This window comes from Streptomyces sp. NPDC046915, from assembly GCF_040644935.1.
In the GTDB taxonomy this organism is placed as follows: Bacteria; Actinomycetota; Actinomycetes; order Streptomycetales; family Streptomycetaceae; genus Streptomyces.
On sequence record NZ_JBEYXB010000038.1, the window covers coordinates 17,835 to 36,236 of the forward strand.

The window sequence follows — 18,402 nt, forward strand, 5'->3', positions numbered from 1 at the left end:
GTATCCAGCCGCCCCCGCCTATTCACCCGACCGTGCGGGCGCTCGGAGTGAACGGGGGGAGCGGAAGGGGGCGCTTTCGTCGCACGATCTGTCCCGCTGATCATTACCGGCCTACCGTCGTGAACAGAGCACGGGTGCACGGTCGGGAGGTTCGATCATGGCGGGACGGGGCCCGCGGACCGGAGGCGGCACCGGACGGGACCGCGAGGACGCGATCCACCGGGAGCGGCGGCGGGACACTCCCGGGGAGGACCGGTACCGCGCCCTCGACGCGCGTCTGGTCCGGATCCGCGACCTGGCCGGCCGCCCGCGCGGCACCGGCTTCCTCGCCGACCACCACGGCACCCTCGTCACCAGCCACGAGGCCGTCGACGGCCTGACCCGGCTGGTGCTGTGCACCGCGGACGAGCGGACCCGCGTCGTGACCGCCGACGCCGTCACCCCGCTGCCCGCCCTGGCCCTCGCCCTGGTCCGCACCGAGGGCCTCGGCGTGGAGCCGCTCCCGGTGAGCGTGCGGGACCGGATCACGAGCGGCGCGTATGTACGCATCGCCGCCGGCGGCTGGCGTGAGGCACGGGTGCTCGGCGCCACCCAGGTGACCTACACGGCCACGGACCGCTTCCATCTCCTCGACGACGCGCTGGAGTTGGCGATGGGCACGGCGGGCCGGGACGCGCTGCGGCTCGGCGGCGGAGCGGCCGGCGGGCCGGTGCTCGACCCGGAGACCGGCGCCGTGCTCGGCGTCCTCGGCACGGCCCTGCGGTCCGGTGGCCGGGAGGCCGGCTTCGCCGTGCCGCTGCGCGCGGCGGCCGACGGCCGGCTCGCCGAACTCCTGGACCGCAACGCCGCTACCGTGCCCGCCTACGGAGCCGACCTCAATCTGGCCGGCGTCCTGGAGCTGACCGCCACCTCGGTGGGGCAGGACGGCCCGCCCGGAGCCCTCGCCGGGCACGTCGGCCGCCTCGGCGCCACCCGCCCCGGCCCGGTCGAACCCGTCGAACGGGCGGAAGTCGTCCGGCAGTTGACGTTCACCGAAACCGGCCGCGCTGCCGTCCTCGGCCTCGTCGGCGCCCCGGGCAGTGGCCGTACGACGGAACTCGCGGCCCTCGCCGCCCGCCGGGGCCGCGGACCGGAACCGGCACCCACGCTGTGGCTGCGCGGAGCCGACCTCGAGGACGCCGACGGCTCGGTGGCCGACGCGGCACACCGCGCCCTGGAGCGGGCGGCCCGCATCATCGCCGCCTCCCGGACGCCGCTTTCCGGTGACGACGCCGGTGTCTCGGGTGGCGCCGGTGACTTCTGTGGCTCCAGTGACTCGCGTTGCTCCGGTGGCTTCCGGGACTGCGGTGGCGCCGGTGACTCGGCCGACGCCGGTGATCCCGGTGGCCGGTGCGGTCCGGCCGGCCCGGGGGACGTCACCCCGGAGTGCCTCGCCCGTGTCGCCCGGCGGGTCGGCCGCCCTCTGCTGCTCCTGCTCGACGGCCCGGAGGAGATGCCGCCCGTCCTCGCCCACCGGCTCCCCGAGTGGACCGCGGGAACGGCGCAGTGGCTGCGCGCGACCGGGGCACGACTGGTCGTGGCATGCCGGGAGGAGTACTGGGAGAGCGCCGGGGCCGAGTTCCCGCCGGAGCTGCTGTATCCCCCCGCGCCCGCGGCCGTTGCCGCCCTCGCCCCCACCTCCGCCTCCACCCCGGCTCACTCGCCCCGCCCGCTCCCGCCCTGCGTGCGCCTGCCCGATCTCACCCCGGACGAGGCCCGCCGCGCCCGCGCCCGCTACGCCCTCCCCGACGGGGCCCTCACCGACCGCGACGCCCGCCACCCCCTCACCCTCAGCCTGCTCTCGGAGGTCCGCGCCGCCCTGCCGCCGGACGCCCCGGCGACCCCCGCCGACCGGCACGAGGTGTTCTCCGCCTACCTGGACCTGATGTGCCTGCGCGTCGCGGTCCGCCTCGCCGCCGGGAACGGCCTGCGCGGCACCGCCGTACGGCGTCTCGCCGCCCGGGTCTCCGGCCAGGTCCACGAGGCCGCCCGGCGCAGCCTCGGACCGGGGCAGGGCGAGCTGGACCGGGCGACCTTCGAGTCGGTCTTTCCCTGGGGCCCCGCCCCCGCCTGGCTGGGCCGCGGCACCGGCTGGGCGTCCGCCGTCCTCACCGAGGGCCTGCTGGTGCCCGCCGGGAACGGCTACCGCTTCGCCCACGAGGAGCTCGCCGACTGGATCCAGGGCATGCACCTCGACCTGGACGAGGCCCTGCACGCCCTGGTCCACCGCCGCCGCGCCCCGCAGGAGAGCCACCCCCTGCCCGTCCCGCACCACCGCGTGGGCCCCGTCGTCCAGTCCCTGCTCTTCCTCGCCCGCCAGCACGGCGCGGCCGAACTCGCGCGGCGCCTGGAGGAGTTGGTCCACGCCCTGGACACGGACCCCGCCTCGTGGTGGGCCGCGCGCCTGCTCTCCCAGACGTTGTCGCAGGTCCCCGACGCGACCCCGTACACCGGTGTGCTCCGCCTGCTGGCCGACCGCATCGTCGCCCGGCGGCGCCGGCGCCACCCCGTCTCCGCGGACTTCGGCCCCGCCTTCTGGACCGCTCTGCCGATCCCGGACCAGGAGCGCTTCGACCTGCTGCGCCGCCTGGTCCAGGCGGACGCGGCCCCGCAGGAGCCCGCCGGGGCGGGGACCCCGCCCGGCCCGCTGCCGTGGCCGGGGCGGCGCGACGACGACGCTCCCGCCCCGCCGCCCACCAGCACCCGCTACCTCGACGCCGTGGCCCGGCTCCTCGCCGCCGGCCCCACCGCCGTACAACCGCACCTGACCCGCTGGTTCGACGACGAACGGCCCCTGCCCGCCACCCCGCACGCCACCGTGGCCACGGCCGCGCAGGCGTTGCTGCACACCTACCGGCACGGCGCACTGGACGACCTCACGGAGGTGCTCGTGGACAGCGCGCACCGGCGCGGCGACCAACTGCTCACGGTGCTCGCCGAGGACGAGGCGTCCGCCGTCTGCCGCGCCGTCGACCGGTGGGCGCACGACGAGCGGCCGGCGCGGCGGGTCGCCGCCGTGGCGTACGGACTGCGCGCCGCACCCCATGTACGGACCGAGGCCGACCGCGAGCTGCTGCGCTACGCGGCCCTCGCCCTGCTCGCCCGCCCCGCCGACGCCGGCCTGCACGGCGGCGCGCTCGCCCTCCTCGTCCGGGACCCGCACACCCGCGCCCGCCACCTCCCGCTGGCCCTGCGGCAGTTCGCCACCGGCGACCCGCAGTTCCCGCCGAGCGCCCTCGTCCCGGCCCTGGCCACGGACCCCGACCAGGTACTGGAAGCCTTCCGCGTCCGGCTGCGCGCCGGGGTGGGACCGGGGTCGGCGTTGCGCACCCTCGCCGACGTCACCACGCCCGCGCTGGCCGGCCGGGTCGCCGCGCTGGTGCGGGAGGTGGTCGCGCTGCGGCCGGAGACCGCCGAGCCCGTCGCGGCCTACGTCGACCGCCGCCTCGACCAGGGCCCGGCCGCCCGCGCCGTGCTGCTGCCCCTGGTCACCGGCCTGCTGGTCACCGGCCCGACGCCCGTACGGACGGCGCTCGCGGCCGTACTGGCCACCCCGGGCACTCCGGCCTCCCGCCCCCTGCGCCAGGAGCTGCTGGAATTCCTGCTCACCCACGAGCACGACCCCACCGTCCTGGACGCCCTGCTGCACGCCGCCGCACAGGCCCGCGACGAGGACGTCCGCGACCTCGTCCACCGCACGGGCCTGCTCCTCGTCCGCACCCCCGACGGCGCGACCCGCCTCGACCGCGGCCTGGTCGACCTGGGACGGCACGTCCCCGGTTTCGCCGCGCTGATGGCCCGCTGGCTCACCGACACTCCGGAGGACTGGGCCGCGGTGGTGGGCCCCAGCACCCGGCGCATGATCGGCAACCTGGCGGGCGTACGCGTACCGGCGTGACGACGTGCGCCCGGTCACAGCCTCCATGCCGATGCGGGCCCGGAACGCGCGGCATGGCACCCTTAGACCTGCGTAAGCGGTAAACGGTAGATACGGACACGGGTTCGAGGAGCGGTCACAGTGCAGCGCTGGCGTGGCTTGGAGGACATCCCCCAGGACTGGGGGCGCAGCGTCGTCACCATCGGCTCCTACGACGGGGTGCACCGCGGCCACCAGCTGATCATCAAGCATGCCGTGGACCGGGCCCGCGAGCTGGGCGTCCCCTCCGTGGTCGTCACCTTCGACCCGCACCCCAGCGAGGTCGTCCGCCCCGGCAGCCACCCGCCGCTGCTCGCCCCGCACCACCGGCGCGCCGAACTGATGGCCGAGCTGGGCGTGGACGCGGTGCTGATCCTTCCCTTCACCACCGAGTTCTCGAAGCTGTCCCCGGCCGACTTCGTCGTCAAGGTCCTGGTGGACAAGCTGCACGCCAAGGCGGTCGTCGAGGGCCCGAACTTCCGGTTCGGCCACAAGGCGGCCGGCAACGTCGAGTTCCTCACCGGCCAGGGCAAGATCTACGACTTCGAGGTCGAGGTCGTCGACCTGTACGTGACCGGCGCGGCGGGCGGCGGCGAGCCGTTCTCCTCGACCCTCACCCGGCGCCTGGTCGCCGAGGGCGACGTCGGGGGCGCCCGCGAGATCCTGGGCCGCCCGCACCGCGTGGAGGGCGTGGTCGTCCGCGGCGCCCAGCGCGGCCGCGAGCTGGGCTTCCCCACGGCCAACGTGGAGACGATCGCGCACACCGCGATCCCGGCGGACGGTGTGTACGCCGGTTATCTGCACGCCCAGGGCGAGGTGATGCCGGCCGCGATCTCCGTCGGCACGAACCCGCAGTTCGACGGCACCGAGCGCACGGTGGAGGCGTACGCCATCGACCGCGTCGGCCTCGACCTGTACGGGCTGCACGTCGCCGTCGACTTCCTGGCGTACGTGCGCGGGCAGGCGAAGTTCGAGTCGCTCGAGGCCCTGCTGGAGCAGATGGCCGAGGACGTGAAGCGCTGCCGGGAGCTGGTCGAGGCGGATCGGTAGGCCTGCCGGTAGGACCAGACCTCCAGGAACAGATCTCCAGGAACAGAAAGGGCGGCCGGTGCGTGAACGCACCGGCCGCCCTTCTTCGTGCCGTCCTACTGCTGGGGCGGAGCCTGCGGGGGCTGGCCCTGCGGAGGCTGGGCCTGGGGCTGGCCGGGCTGCGGATAACCGGGCTGCGGCGGGTACGGCTGGGCGGGCTGGCCCTGGGCCGGCGGGTAGGGCTGGCCGGGGGCCTGGGGGTACGGCTGCCCCGGGGCCGGCGGGTACGGCTGGGCGGGCGGCTGGCCCGGCTGGGGATAGGGCTGACCCGGGGCGTACGGCTGCTGCCCGGGCGCCGGGTACTGCTGGCCCGGCATGGGCTGACCGGGCATGGGCTGACCTGGCATCGGCGGGGCGGCCACCGGCGGCGGGCTGCCGTCGTTCGTCCACAGGCCGTGCGACTGCTGGTGCCGTACGAAGTCCTCGGCGACCATGGCCGCGAGGTTGAAGTACGCCTCCCGTACCTTCGGCCGCATCATGTCGAGGTCCACCTCGGCACCGGCGGCGAGATGCTCGTCGAACGGCACGACCACAACGCCCCGGCACCGCGTCTCGAAGTGGCTGACGATGTCGTCCACCTTGATCATCTTTCCGGTCTCGCGTACCCCCGAGATGACGGTGATGGAGCGCGAGACGAGGTCGGCGTACCCGTGCGCGGACAGCCAGTCCAGCGTCGTGCTGGCGCTGCTCGCACCGTCCACCGACGGCGTGGAGATGATGATCAGCTGGTCGGCGAGGTCGAGCACGCCGCGCATCGCGCTGTACAGCAGGCCCGTGCCCGAGTCGGTGAGGATGACCGGGTACTGCCTGCCGAGGACGTCGATCGCGCGCCGGTAGTCCTCGTCGTTGAAGGTCGTGGACACGGCCGGGTCGACGTCGTTGGCGATGATCTCCAGGCCGGACGGCGCCTGGGACGTGAACCGCCGGATGTCCATGTACGAGTTGAGGTACGGGATCGCCTGGACGAGGTCCCGGATGGTCGCCCCCGTCTCGCGGCGCACACGGCGGCCGAGCGTACCGGCGTCCGGGTTCGCGTCGATGGCGAGGATCTTGTCCTGCCGCTCGGAGGCCAGGGTGGAGCCCAGCGCGGTCGTCGTGGTCGTCTTGCCCACACCGCCCTTGAGGCTGATGACGGCGATCCGGTAGCAGGACAGCACCGGCGTCCGGATCAGCTCCAGCTTCCGCTGCCGCTCCGCCTCCTCCTTCTTCCCGCCCAGCTTGAACCGCGACGAGGCCGCCGCGGGCCGCCCGCTCTTCGCCTTCTGCTTCTTGTTGCTGAGCAGCCGGTCCGACGACAGCTCCACGGCCGCGGTGTAACCCAGCGGCGCCGCACCGGGGTTGGTCATCTGCCGCTGATCGTGCTGTATGGGCTGCGGCCACGCGGCACCGGCCCGAGGATCGACGGGGGCCTGCGGAGGCTGCGGCTGCTCCTGACCCTGCTGGTTGGGCTGCTGGGGGAAGCCGTAGCCGCCTTGGTCGGCGGGGGAGTTGGGAGTGCCCGTGGGTCCTGCGGGCCCACCGGGGTGGGGGAAGCCGTAGCTGGGGGCGGGGGGTTGGGCGTCCGGTGCCGGTGCCGGTGCGGGTGCGGGTGCCGGGGGCTGTGGGGCTTGGGGCGCTTGTGGGGGCTGCGGCTGGTTCTGGGCCTGCTGGTTGGGGGGCTGGGGGAAGCCGTAGCCGGCGGGCTGGTGGGGGCCCGGAGGGACGGGCGCGCCGCCCGGCTGCTGCACCGGGGCGGCCGGAGCCGCTGCACCGGGTTGCGGGAAGCCGTAGCCCGCCTGCGGGTTGGGAGCGGGGGCCGCGGGGTGGGGCGGCTGCGGTGCCGCCGGGGCCGGTGCGCCGGGTTGCGGGAAGCCGTAGCCCTGGCCCGGCTGGGCGGGCGGTGCGCCGGCGGGACCGGTGGGCTGCGGGAAGCCGTACCCGGCCTGCGGGTTGGGGGCGGGGGCGTGGGGCGGCTGCGGGGCCGGTGCGCCGGGTTGCGGGAAGCCGTACCCGGCCTGCGGGTTGGGAGCGGGGGCGGGGGCATACGGCTGGCCCGGCTGGGGTGCGGCCGGCGGGGCCGGGGGCTGGTTCCAGGCGGCGGGCGCGGGCTGGGGCGCCTGGGGCTGGAACGGGGGCTGCTGCGGCGGCACGGCCGCCGGACCCTGCGCGGCGGCCGGCTGCGGCTCCGGCACGGCGCCGGGCTGTGGCTGGGCAGGCCACTGGGCCGCCGGGGTGGGGGCGGCGGGCTGGTACGACGGCGGCAGCGGCGGCACCCCGGCCTGCGGCGCCGGCGGGGGAGCCCAGGCGGGCGGGGCGTCCTGCGGCGCGGGCGGTACGGCGTCCTTGGGCGCGCTGTCCTGCGGAACGGCGTCAGCGACAACGGGCTCCGCGTCGGGGGCGTCGTCCTGAGCCGGCGGAGCCTCGGCGGGCTCGGCGTCGGCGGGAACGGCGTCCCGAACCTCGACCTCCGCTTCCACGGCGTCCTCGGCCTCGGCCTCGGCTTCGGTCTCCACGTCGACCTCGGCCTCAGAGGACTCCGCGTCTGCGGCGGGGGCATCCTCGGCAGAGGCGTCCGCGGACTCCTCCTCCGCCGGCTCGGCGTCCTCGTCGGAGTCGGCGGCAGCTTCGTCGGCATCCGCGGACGCGCTCCGGAGCTCGACCACGTCGGCCCCGACCGTGCCCTCCGCCTCCGCCTCCGCCTCGGCCACGTCCTTCGCCGCGTCCGGCTCACTCGGCTCACCCGGCCCGCCCGAGTCGTCATCGCCGGACTCGTCGGCGCGCTCCGCGATCGCGGCCATCTCGCGCTTCAGCGCGACGGCCGAGAAGCGCATGGTGGCGCCACTCTCCAGATCGCCGCTACCGGCCTCGGGCGCATGCTCGGGTGCGGCCGCGGCAGGAGCAGCCGCGGGCGGAGCGGGCGGCGCAGGCGGAGCGGGTGGCGTCCACGGCTGAGCCTGCCCCTCCGGCTGCGGAGGCTGCTGTGCCTGCTGCGAGGCCTGCGGCTCGAACCCGCTCCCCATCGGCAGCCTCGGCACCGCACCGGGCCCTCGGGCCGGCGGCGCGGGCGGTGTGAACGGGGCACCTGGAGCGGGCGCGGGCGGCGTGAAAGGCGCCCCCGGCGCAGGAGCCGGGGGAGGCGGCGTGAAGGGCGCGCCAGGAGTCACGGCACCGGCCGCCCGAGTCGCGTGCGGGGGAGGGGCCAGCCCCGGAATCGGAGCGCCCCCGGCATCCGCGTACGGCGAAGCGGGCGGCCCACCGGCCGCACCGGGCGCGGGACCGCCGGTCCCACCGGCGCCCGAACCCTGCCCGGAGCCCTCCGCCGCCCCGCCCGACTGCGACGCGTTCTGCGTGTACCAGGCAGGCGGCGCGTAGTCGATGGTGAACTCGCCCGTCGTCTCGACGGCGGACTCCGCGTCGGGCTGGTCATCGCCGGGTGTGGCCCAGCCCCCGCGGATCCCGTCCCGATCGCTGCTCACAGTTCCTCCTGGTGTGGTCGAGCACCCTCATGCCGTGCCGGGGCGACCATGTCGTGTCGTTCTCAATCGTCCGGGGTAGTCCGATCCACCGGCTCTCCCCCTGGGCCGTCGATGCCCGGTCCACGGGTTCTGGCATCGCACCCGGTACCAGCCTAATCACCACGTCCCGCACCCGGGCAGGCCCGTCCACCCCTCAGCACCGGCCCACCAGGTCACACCCCGCCCGGAAGTGGCCCACCGCGCTGCCGTATTGGCGCACCATCAACGAATAATACGGGCAAGAACTATCAAGTCGGGTCAGCGTGCGCCCCGTTGGTCAGTCCATCCGCCGTGCCGTACCCAACAATCCGATCTCGGCATCGGTCGGCTGCGTCATCACATACTGCCGATCACGGTCGGCACACCAGAGGGTGACGCCGTCGGCGAGCGTCGGCAGGGCCTCCACCTCGACCCGGTTCAGCCCCATGGCGCGGCCCAGTTCCCCAGCCTCGTCCGGCGAGACCCGCTGAATGCCCGCCAGTCGCGCCTGCCGAAGAAGCCGGGGCGCGACCGGACTGAGATACGGCAGCAGCGTCAGCACCGACTGCCAGGGACCGGAAGTCACCCGTCCGCGAGGTGGCCGCATGCCGCAGTCCCGCACCACCAGCACCGGCGTACCGGCCGACGCGCCCTGCGGCGGCACGCGGCCCACGTCGTACACCGCAAGGCCGTTCTGGCCGCCACCCATGGCATGCACCATCTGTGTCCAGGCCTGCGGCCGACCGGTCTCGACGGCGACCCGCGCGCCCGTCGCCGCGGCCCGCAGCGCGAGGACCTGCGCGGTCCACAGCCCGCCGATCAGCACGACGTCGTACGCCGTGGGCCGGTTGAGCCCCAGCACGGCCGGCTGCCCTTCTGAGTCCACCCCGGCCACGACCCCGTCGTCCCCGATGGGCAGGGCGAGCGAGTCCAGCAGTTGCGCGGGCAGCGCATGCCGCCCGTGCCGGGGGCCGAGCAGGCCGAAGCCGTTGCGTACCCGGGCGGTCGCCCGCTGGGCGGCGGAGGGTGCGGCGGCCTCTGGTGCGGCCACCGGACCGGCGGTCCGCTGTGGCGTCGGGGTCGTCAACGCACACCTCCGAGGGGCAGTGTGGCGAGCATCCCGGGCAACTGCTCCCTGTCGAGCCGGGCGAGGCCCGCGCCGGCCTGCCGGGCAGTGCCCTCCAAAGCGCGCCGGGCGGCGACCAGTTCGTCGTCGCTGCGGCCGGTCACCCGCAGATGCCCGCACAAGGACACCTCCTGCCGCTCCCCGCGCGCGAGGGTGAGGCTGAAGGTGGTGGCCAGCGCGGGTACGGCGGTGATCTCGGCGATCAGCTGCGGCAGTGACGCCGCGCCGCCGCCGCTCAGTTGGGGCCAGCGTCGGATCCAGTACGTGGTGTGTCGGCGGTTGTCGCAGCGCCAGCTCCGGCCGGACTCGCGCGTGCGCCGCTCGCGCGCCTCGGTCCGCCCGGCCTCGGCCGTCACCAACGGGTTGGCGCAGGCCGACGTGGCAAGAGCGGCGACGAGTTCTTCCTCGTCGAGCACGGTCGCGCGGAACCCGGCCCCGGTCAGCCGGCTGGCGAGATGATCCGCCGTACGGACCACGCACTTCTGCGCACCGAAGAGACCGCCCCCGCGCGCGGCAACGGCCTCCGCGCACATCTCGGGATCCAGCTTCAGCGCGATCCAGGTGATGCGGACGGCCGGAGCGCCGGTCTGCTCCTGCAGGGGCAGGTAGTTGGCGACGGCCACGGACTGCTGGGGCAGGTGCAGCGCGGGCGCCGGCTGCGTGTGCAGCACGATCTGCGCCGACTCCAGCCGTATGCCGTCCACTTCGAGGGCGTCCCGCACCAGCCCGAGCGGCAACGGCTGACGGCTCCGCTCGGCCCGTACCGCGGTCGCGTCGGCCTCCACCTGAAGGACCGCGGTGACGAAGGTGCCGTCGCCGACGATTCCGACGGGACGCCGGTCGCGGGAACCGTAGGAGTAGGTACGCAGGGCGGGCTCGCACTCCACCGCGGGCACCAACGCGGGTTCGGTGCCCGGCGGAACCGCGGTGTTCGCCGCACGGCGCTGACGGGCCCGCAACGCCCTTGCTGTCAACAGCCATTCGGGCAGTGAACGGCCCCGACGACTGACGACCGCGAGCAGCACGAGCGCGACGGCGACCAGAGCCGCCGGCACGAGCGCCGCGGGGCCCGTCGCCCAGCCGGTGACCAGCACGGCCACCGCGAGCTCCAGCAGCACGAGCCGTTGCAGCCGGAACGAGCCGCTCTGTCCCGGGCGTGCCCTGAGGTGCAGCGTGCCCGATGCCTGCTGCCGCGGCTGATCGGCCGACGGCCGCGGAGCGGTCTCGGGACCGGGCGCTGCGGCACCCCGGCCCCGCGACCGCTCGCGCGACCGCGTCCGAGTACCGGAAGCCATCACTCCATCCCCCCGTACTTTTCACAACTCGCTGGTGCCGGCCCCCTACTTGGGCGCCGGAAGGCCCAGGTACCCTACCCGCCCCTCCGGCCACTGCCGACACCAGGCATAGTAGGGGGCCGGTCTGACATCGGAGGGCGGCCAGTCACGCCTCCGGATGTGACAACGGGGAGAAACAGTCACTGATGGCATCACGGCGGGACGAACTCAACGCCTACACGTTCGCGAAGAGGCGCACCCTCGCGGCCTTCCTCCAGCCGTCACCGTCCGGATCGGAGGAAGGCGCGCCCAAGCCGCTGCGCGCGGTCGTGCCCAGCCTCGTCGCGGGCGCGCTGACGCTGGCGGTGTTCGGCGCCTGGGGGATGTTCCAGCCCACCGCGCCCGCCGGCTGGGACAAGCCCGGCACCCGGGTCATCGTGGGCAAGCAGTCCACGACCCGCTACGTCGTCCTCAAGACCGGCAAGGTCACCCGCTTGCACCCGGTGCTCAACCTCGCCTCCGCGCGCCTGCTGATGAACGACGCCGACTACCAGGTCATCCAGGTCAGCGACGACATCCTCGATTCGGGCAAGCTGCCGCGCGGTCCGATCCTGGGCATCCCGTACGCGCCGGACCGCCTCCCGTCCGCCGAGGAGGCCGGGAAGGCCAAGCGCTGGGCCGTCTGCGAGCAGCCCGGCGGCAAGGGCGAGACCGTCCAGGAGGCGACCTTCGTCCTCGCCCAGCGGGACGCGGCAAAAGCCGACGGTTCGCGCCGCCTCGCCGGCGGCGACGTGCTGTACGTGAAGACCCGTACCGGCCGGCGTTACCTGGTCGACTCGCGCGGCACGTCGTACGCCGTCACCGGTGTCGAGTCCGACGCGCTGACCACCGCGCTCGTCGGCTCCCGCAAGCCGCAACTCGTCACCAAGGAGTGGCTCGGCACCCTGCACCAGGGCGCGCCCATACGCTTCCCCCAACTGCCCTCCGGTGTCGGCTCGCCCGCGAACGTCCCGGGCCAGCTCTCCGCTGAGGAGAACAAGGTCGGCATGGTCCTCCGGACCGAGACCGGGGAGGGAACCAAGTACTACGTCGTCCTGCCGGGCAAGGTGCAGCCGATCAGCGACTTCACCGCCTGGTTGCTGATCTCCTCGCCGCAGACGGCACCGCTGAACATGAACGGAGAAGCCCGCACCGTAGGTCTGCAGGACTTCACCGCCGACAGCGAGCCCTTCGCCGGACAACCCGCCGACTGGCCCCGTGAGCGGGCCCGCCAGGTCAACTCCGTCTCGCCCGCCGCGGGCCGCGACACCGTGTGCAGCGTGCTGCGCGATGTCGACGACGACAACTCGGCGACCCTGAGTACCTGGGCGGGCACCGACTACCCGGCCGAGATCACCGCAGACGGCACCAGTACCTACGTCACCCCCGGCACGGGCCTGCTCTACACCCAGTTCCAGGGCACCGAGACGGGCGCCGGCGCGCTCTTCCTCGTCACAGACACCGGTCTGCGGTACGCCGTGCAGGCCAACGGGGACAGCGACAGCCAGAAGTCGGACATCGGGGCTGACGGCAAGAAGACCTCTGACGGCACCCCCGAGCCCAGCGAGGCCCAGGTCAAGCTCGGTTATCAGAACGTCAGGCCCGCCAAGGTGCCCACGGTCTGGTCGGAGTTCCTGGCGAAGGGTCCGCGCCTGGCCACCAACGGCGCCCGTCAGCCGCAGGGTTCGTAGCCCGCCTCTGTTTACGGACACGATCAATAGGAGCGCCGTACGAGTGCTGCCGACGAAGGCAACCCTGCTGACCGCCGCCGTACTGCTGACCACCCTGGGCGCGGCCCCGCCCGCACCCTCCCTCCTTCTGGACGGCAGCGGAGAGTGCACGTTCCCCGCCAAGCCGATCAAGGGAACACCCTGGTCCTTGCAGCGCGTCCTGCTCGACGAGCTCTGGCAGGGCACGAACAAGGGCAAGGGCGTACGCGTGGCCGTCATCGACACCGGCGTCGACGACAAGAATCCGCAGCTCAGCGCAGTGGTGGACAAGGCGGACGGCCGTGACTTCCTGGCCAAGGGCAAGGGCGGCGACCCGACCGACGACCAGGTCGGACACGGCACCAAAGTCGCGGGCATCATCGCGGCCCGTCCCCGCTCGGGCACGGGCTTCGTCGGCCTCGCCCCGAACGCCACCATCATCCCCATCCGCCAGAACGACGCCGACCAGAGCGGCGACTCGGACACGATGGCCGCCGCCATCAACTACGCCGTGACGCAAGGCGCCGACGTCATCAACATCTCCCAGGACACGACCAAGCCCCTGTCGGCCACCTCCGCCCTGGCGCAGGCGGTCCGCAAGGCGATTGGCGTGGGGGTCGTCGTGGTCGCCTCCGCGGGCAACGACGGCCTGGACGGCAAGGTCAAGAACACCTACCCGGCGGCCTTCGACGGCGTCCTGGCCGTGGCCTCCTCCGACCGCAACAACGAACGTGCCACCTTCTCCCAGGCCGGCACCTTCGTGGGCGTTGCGGCCCCCGGCGTGGACATCGTCTCCACCGTTCCCGGGGGCGGCCAGTGCACCGACAACGGCACCAGCTTCTCGGCCCCCTTCGTCGCGGGCGTGGCGGCCCTGCTCAAGGAGAAGTACCCGCACTGGACCCCCGCCCAGATCATCACCCGGATCGAGCAGACGGCGGAACGCTCCGTCAACGGCCACGACAACTACGTCGGCTGGGGCGTCGTCGACCCGGTCCGGGCCATCCAGGAATCCGACACCGACGACCCGCCGTCCTCGCCCACCCCCGACCGGGGCCTCAGCAAGGCCCCGGCCCCCGACGTGGCACCGTTCTCCCTCGCGGAGACCGCTGAGGAGCGCAACCAGCGGTACGCCACCTACGCCCTCGGCATCACCGTCGTGCTGGTGGCGGTCATCGTCGGCGCGGCCGTCGCCACGCGCGACCTGCGCCACCGTCACCGAAAGGAACCCTCAGCGTGAGCTTCGGCCCACCCCCGTCGATGTACACGGAGTCCGCACTGGCAGCGGACAAGACACGCCAAAAGCGCCGTAGACGGGTTCTGAGGACGGCCGCGGCGTCGACGGCCGCCGCCCTCTGCCTCGGCGCGGGCCTGCTGTGGTACCAGGCCGGTGACAACGGGACCGGCAAAGCGACACCGGCCGCGGCGCACCAGGCGCTCGACGAGGTCCGGGAAACCGTCGAGAAAGCCCCCGTCTCGCCCGAGGGCCAGATCGTGACCCAGCACAACGAGGAGAAGCTCTCCAAGAACACCGATATCAACCCACGCTACGCCCCCGGCACCTGGGCCACGGGGAAGATCGTCGCGAGGGGCGTGGCCAACCGGATCGAGGGCTACAAGATCGAGCCCACGTACGACGAGAAGGCCTGGACCCTCAAGCTGGCCGGCCACATCTGCGCCACCAGCAGGGACGTCACCGCCGACGGCCGTACCGCGGTCGTCATCCAGCCGCCCAAGGCCAAGGGTGCCAAGACCGGGGGCATCTGCGACCAGGTGGTCTTCCTCGACCTCGACACGGGCAAGGAGCTGTGGCAGAAGAAGATGCCCGCGGCCGACTTCGCCTACGTCACCAACACCAACCTCACCCTCACCAAGGGGGTCGTCGCCGTGGCGTGGGGCCACGGCTCGGTGGCGTACGACATGAAGACGGGCAAGCGGCTCTGGAACACCACCACGGTCTCCCAGTGCCACGACACGGGCTTCGCCGGCGGCAGCGCCCTCCTGGCGCTGGTCACCTGCGGTGACGAGCCCGACGCCACCTACCGTGTGGAGAAACTGAACCCGCGCACCGGCAGGACCCGGTGGACGTACAAACTCGCCGACGGCGTCCAGGACGCTTTCTTGCCCTCCTCCGACCCGCCCGTCCTGGCCGTGGCGGCGGGCGACAGCGAGGTCACCGACCTGATCACACTCGACGCCGGCCACGGCAAACGCCTGGCCACCATCTCGATGGGCGGCTACGAGCCCAAGTGCGGCAAGCGGTACTCCTTCTCGCCGTACTTCGGCACGGTGGACAACTGTGACGGCCTGGTAGTGGGCCGCAGCAGGCTCTACGTCATGAGCAAGGAGCAGACCGACATCAAGCAGCCCTCCGACTGGATCGTGGCCTTCGACGTCGACAAGGGCACCTCCGTCGGTAAGTTCGAGGGCCGTCCCTTCCAGATGGTCGTCCCCCTCCGCATGAGCGGTGACGACCTGCTCATCTACCGAAGGAGCATCGACGACGTCCAGCCCGCGGCCGTGGTCAGCTGGAACCCTCGCACCGACAAGGAGACCCCGTACCTCCTCTTCCAGCTCCCGGAGGACGACGAGTACGAACTCAGCGACCCGGAGAAGACGGAGATCACCTACGAGCAGGGCCACGTCTTCTTCGCACCGCGTGAACTGGCCCGGGACGACGACCACCCGACGTACCCGGTGCTGTCGGTCCTCGGGGTCGGCACGGCGGGCCTCAAGCACTGAGGTGACACGGGCCGCCGGAGGGCGGCACACGCGCGTGCGTCGCCCTCCGCACCTGCCTCCGGCGGTGTTTCGCTCTCTGCGCTACTCGGTCGGCAGCCCGCCGTTGTGCGGCGTCGGCTCCAGGTCGAACTCTCCGTCACGCGCACCGAGTACAAAGGCCCGCCACTCCGCCTCCGTGTACCGCAGCACGGTCTCAGGGTCGAGTGAGGACCGCATGGCCACGGCCCCGCCGGGAAGATCGGCGATCTCGACCCGCTCCTCGTGCTCCTCCGTACCGGGCGCGCATTGCCACTCGACGCCTGAGATGTCGAGGGCGTACAGCTCGTCCCGCTCGCGCTCCTTGCGCGCCTTGATCTCCTCAGCCGTCTCGGTCATCCCGCAGCGACCCCTTTCCCCGACGTACGAACGCTGTGCCGGTCACACTACTGGCCCTCGGAACTTCCCTGTGTTCCCTTTGCAGTTGGAAGCACCACGTCAAGTGACTAGAGTGGCTGCGGGTGCCACACATGTGGTACCGCACGGGGGCGGTGCGACGCTGCGACCGCGCGTCGCGCGAGAGCGCAGCAGGTCTTGCCCGCCAGGAGGACCCGGACAGCCGTCCGGGTGGACCCGTCGCGGTGGTGAAGGTCGCCGCCGCTTCAACAGGAGGGCAAGAAACGTATGGCTTCGAGCGTTGACCTCAGCGCACACGCGCTCACAGGTCTGGCGAACGACATCCGCGACTTCCACCACCAGGTGAGTGAGCGGGTCACCTCGCTCAACCGAGTCGTGGACATGATCCAGGCCGGCTGGAAGGGCGCGGCGGGCAAGGAGTTCGACACCGTTCAGCAGGGCGTGAACAAGAACCTCAAGAAGCTCCAGGACGATCTCGTCGACCTCGAAGAGGCGATGAGGGCGAGCATCGGCGGCTTCAACGACCAGGAGCAGGAGCGCATCTCCGACATTCGGAAGGTGGACAACTCCTACGAGGTCAAGAGCCGCATCACGGACCTCGCCTGAGCCCGCCGCAGCATCCACGAGGGAGACACGTTTCATGAGCTACGACGCCGACCGTACCGCCGTAAACTACGACACCGTCACGCAAGCCGCCAGCGACGTCCGCAACACCGCCAAGAACCTCGCGGAGCAACTCGAGACCCTCATGCGCAGGGTCAAGGCCGTGGCCGAGACCTGGGAGGGTGAGGCCAAGACGGCCTACACCGAGATCCAGCGGGACAGCAGCGACCAGATGGACCAGATGACCCAGAAGCTGGCCCGCATCGCCCAGCTCCTGGACGACTCGGTCGTCGGCTACCAGGACACGGACAAGGGCAACGCGGCGCGCTTCCGCATGCTGATGGGCTGACCCGGCCCAACCGAGAGGGGAGGCGGCGCCAAGCCGCCTCCCCTTGCCGTTTCCCACCGCACGCTCAACCACCACGACGATTCGGGCTAATTGGATGTCTCTGACACCGCTCACGACAACCGCAGGCCGGTACCACCACCACTACGGCACTCATTCGGGCGGGGGCGGTCCCGTGGCGTGGTGGGAGTGGCTCATCCTGATCGCCGCCGTGATCCTGCTTATCTGGCTGCTGGTCAGGTACCGGACCCGGGAGTAGCGGCAGCGGGCGGCAGGACGGGCGGCGAGCAGTGGTGACGTGCGGCGGAACGCTCGGCGAACTGCCGCAGGTCCTGCCACTCCCGCGGCGTGAGCGGCTGGGAGTCGAAGCGGCGGTCGGAGCCCTCCGGCGGAGACACCGTGTAGAGCCCCATGCCCTGCGCTCCCGCCCCGCCTGTCATGCATCGTCCGGTCATGGATGCCTTCCTCGCCGAATGAAGTACCACGCGGCGGGACACGTGCTGTGAATCTCGCTGTCCGGCATAGACGCCCGAGACAGCCTTGGGCGCTCTGTCTGACAACTCGGCGTCCGCACACTTCAGCTCATCAGCAATTTTATGGGCGGCAGCATTCATGACGGTCATCTGCTTGCTGGCTGCTCCTCTACCCGATAGATCGACGCAAGTCGATCTGTTCCCATGGCGGAGGCGCCGGTATCGTAGAAAGTGACGCCAGCGTTTCCTTCGGCTTTGAAGTGGAGTCGGTGAAATGATCTGCGCCGCCGATCCGGGACAGAGCTGCTGCGTCAGAGGGCTTCTCGGCGAAGTGATCGCAGACTTCCGCACTGCTCGTTCTCGAGGCTGTTCTTCTCGCTCCGGCCCGGAGTTTACGCGTAGGCCTAGGCCTCGCGGAAGCAGATTTTGAGAAGTTGATCCGATATCGCGTTCTGTTCCGTTCTCCTGCCCTGCGAAGGGCGCTCAAACATCGCCCTCGGAGGTCCATCAAGCTTTGGTCGGCATCCTGAAGTCGTTTGGCAAGTCCGCATCGTTTTTGCAAGCCAACGCTTTGGCTAGAGCAAGACCACCGGAGTGCATGACAATCAGATTGTTCCTTCGCACCTGAGCAGGGCTGCCGTCCGGTTCGTAGCGATTGTTTGTCTCGCCACGAATCACGAATGTCTCCCTGCTGCCGTCAGAATCGAACTTCGTACTGGAGCATTTCAGGTAAATGACAGCGCGCTGGTTACTGGCCAGTGCCAGCGCACCCATGTGATATGGGGTAAAGACCGAAGCCACTTTGTCGCTCTGGGGAACGTCATTGGAGAAGGAAAACGAGATGGTCAGATCGCTGACGTTCTTCTTGGGTCCGTAGATCCAGCAGAGTCCGATCTCACCTCCTCCTTCGACGCCATTGGTTCGATATTCTGAAACAATCTTCTTCGCTGCTCCGGCAGCTCCACCATCCGGAGACGAGGTACGAAAAGACTTCGACCTGACGAGCTGTTGTACAGCGCTCGCAGCGGAGCCGTTCAAGGCGCCATTGCAGTTGCGCTCGCCTGTTTTGGCGGATCCGGCTTGAGCCCCGCTGTTGTCGGAGCATGCTGAGGCTCCGGCCACAACTAGCATGGCCAAGGCAAGGGGAGCCATGCCGTTACGGACAGACATCACCGCGACTCCC

13 protein-coding genes are annotated in these 18,402 nt (G+C 72.0%); 7 read left to right on the forward strand and 6 right to left on the reverse strand.

The genetic code is table 11. From position 1 onward, the window contains the following. Positions 1-157 precede the first annotated feature (157 nt). Together ABZ915_RS46430 and ABZ915_RS46435 are read left to right on the forward strand one after the other, a co-directional pair. On the forward strand, positions 158-3,937 hold the full coding sequence (locus ABZ915_RS46430) for a trypsin-like peptidase domain-containing protein (protein ID WP_361816823.1): 3,780 nt from the start codon (positions 158-160) through the stop codon (positions 3,935-3,937). Between the two features lie 120 nt (positions 3,938-4,057). Then, positions 4,058-5,005 (forward strand): bifunctional riboflavin kinase/FAD synthetase, encoded by a 948-nt coding sequence (locus ABZ915_RS46435; protein WP_361816826.1) that lies wholly within the window; start codon positions 4,058-4,060, stop codon positions 5,003-5,005. 95 nt (positions 5,006-5,100) lie between these two features. Here ABZ915_RS46435 and ABZ915_RS46440 read toward each other — a convergent pair whose 3' ends face one another. The 3 genes from ABZ915_RS46440 to eccE all read right to left on the reverse strand — a co-directional run bounded on the left by ABZ915_RS46440 (position 5,101) and on the right by eccE (position 10,938). Next, positions 5,101-8,499, reverse strand: coding sequence for an SCO5717 family growth-regulating ATPase (locus ABZ915_RS46440; protein WP_361816829.1), 3,399 nt, complete (start codon positions 8,497-8,499; stop codon positions 5,101-5,103). 316 nt (positions 8,500-8,815) lie between these two features. Next, positions 8,816-9,604 (reverse strand): hypothetical protein, encoded by a 789-nt coding sequence (locus tag ABZ915_RS46445; protein WP_361816832.1) that lies wholly within the window; start codon positions 9,602-9,604, stop codon positions 8,816-8,818. Continuing rightward, the gene (gene eccE, locus ABZ915_RS46450) at positions 9,601-10,938 is read right to left on the reverse strand and encodes a type VII secretion protein EccE (protein ID WP_361816835.1); all 1,338 of its coding nucleotides are present in this window, start codon (positions 10,936-10,938) and stop codon (positions 9,601-9,603) included. Before eccE ends, ABZ915_RS46445 begins: the two co-directional genes overlap by 4 nt. Positions 10,939-11,123: 185 nt before the next feature. Here eccE and eccB point away from each other — a divergent pair, with 185 nt between their 5' ends. The 3 genes from eccB to ABZ915_RS46465 are packed head-to-tail and all read left to right on the forward strand — an operon-like array spanning position 11,124 to position 15,404. Beyond that, positions 11,124-12,647: a type VII secretion protein EccB gene (gene eccB, locus ABZ915_RS46455; protein WP_361816838.1), complete on the forward strand. Its 1,524-nt coding sequence runs from the start codon at positions 11,124-11,126 to the stop codon at positions 12,645-12,647. Between the two features lie 43 nt (positions 12,648-12,690). After that, positions 12,691-13,902, forward strand: coding sequence for a type VII secretion-associated serine protease mycosin (gene mycP, locus ABZ915_RS46460; protein ID WP_361816841.1), 1,212 nt, complete (start codon positions 12,691-12,693; stop codon positions 13,900-13,902). Then, a complete protein-coding gene (locus ABZ915_RS46465; protein ID WP_361816844.1) occupies positions 13,899-15,404 on the forward strand; it encodes a PQQ-binding-like beta-propeller repeat protein in 1,506 nt (501 codons plus the stop codon). The genes mycP and ABZ915_RS46465 overlap by 4 nt, the downstream gene beginning before the upstream one ends. 81 nt (positions 15,405-15,485) lie before the next feature. Here ABZ915_RS46465 and ABZ915_RS46470 read toward each other — a convergent pair whose 3' ends face one another. Beyond that, positions 15,486-15,779, reverse strand: a complete 294-nt coding sequence (locus tag ABZ915_RS46470) for a DUF397 domain-containing protein (protein WP_361816846.1) — start codon at positions 15,777-15,779, stop codon at positions 15,486-15,488. 285 nt (positions 15,780-16,064) lie between these two features. Here ABZ915_RS46470 and ABZ915_RS46475 point away from each other — a divergent pair, with 285 nt between their 5' ends. Together ABZ915_RS46475 and ABZ915_RS46480 are read left to right on the forward strand one after the other, a co-directional pair. After that, positions 16,065-16,403 (forward strand): WXG100 family type VII secretion target, encoded by a 339-nt coding sequence (locus ABZ915_RS46475; RefSeq protein ID WP_361816849.1) that lies wholly within the window; start codon positions 16,065-16,067, stop codon positions 16,401-16,403. 34 nt (positions 16,404-16,437) lie between these two features. Continuing rightward, on the forward strand, positions 16,438-16,749 hold the full coding sequence (locus ABZ915_RS46480) for a WXG100 family type VII secretion target (protein WP_361816852.1): 312 nt from the start codon (positions 16,438-16,440) through the stop codon (positions 16,747-16,749). A gap of 233 nt (positions 16,750-16,982) precedes the next feature. Here ABZ915_RS46480 and ABZ915_RS46485 read toward each other — a convergent pair whose 3' ends face one another. Together ABZ915_RS46485 and ABZ915_RS46490 are read right to left on the reverse strand one after the other, a co-directional pair. Then, complete coding sequence (locus ABZ915_RS46485) at positions 16,983-17,201, reverse strand: hypothetical protein (protein WP_361816855.1); 219 nt, start codon at positions 17,199-17,201, stop codon at positions 16,983-16,985. 525 nt (positions 17,202-17,726) lie between these two features. Continuing rightward, a complete protein-coding gene (locus ABZ915_RS46490) occupies positions 17,727-18,389 on the reverse strand; it encodes a hypothetical protein (RefSeq protein WP_361816857.1) in 663 nt (220 codons plus the stop codon). Between the last annotated feature and the right edge of the window lie 13 nt (positions 18,390-18,402).

Excerpts from the sequence above, each read along its gene's own strand:
- eccE (WP_361816835.1), bottom strand. The coding sequence starts at position 10,938 with ATGGCTTCCGGTACTCGGACGCGGTCGCGCGAGCGGTCGCGGGGCCGG.
- ABZ915_RS46485 (WP_361816855.1), bottom strand. The coding sequence starts at position 17,201 with ATGACCGGACGATGCATGACAGGCGGGGCGGGAGCGCAGGGCATGGGG.
- ABZ915_RS46470 (WP_361816846.1), bottom strand. The coding sequence starts at position 15,779 with ATGACCGAGACGGCTGAGGAGATCAAGGCGCGCAAGGAGCGCGAGCGG.
- ABZ915_RS46475 (WP_361816849.1), top strand. The coding sequence starts at position 16,065 with ATGGCTTCGAGCGTTGACCTCAGCGCACACGCGCTCACAGGTCTGGCG.
- ABZ915_RS46490 (WP_361816857.1), bottom strand. The coding sequence starts at position 18,389 with ATGTCTGTCCGTAACGGCATGGCTCCCCTTGCCTTGGCCATGCTAGTT.
- eccB (WP_361816838.1), top strand. The coding sequence starts at position 11,124 with ATGGCATCACGGCGGGACGAACTCAACGCCTACACGTTCGCGAAGAGG.
- ABZ915_RS46480 (WP_361816852.1), top strand. The coding sequence starts at position 16,438 with ATGAGCTACGACGCCGACCGTACCGCCGTAAACTACGACACCGTCACG.
- ABZ915_RS46430 (WP_361816823.1), top strand. The coding sequence starts at position 158 with ATGGCGGGACGGGGCCCGCGGACCGGAGGCGGCACCGGACGGGACCGC.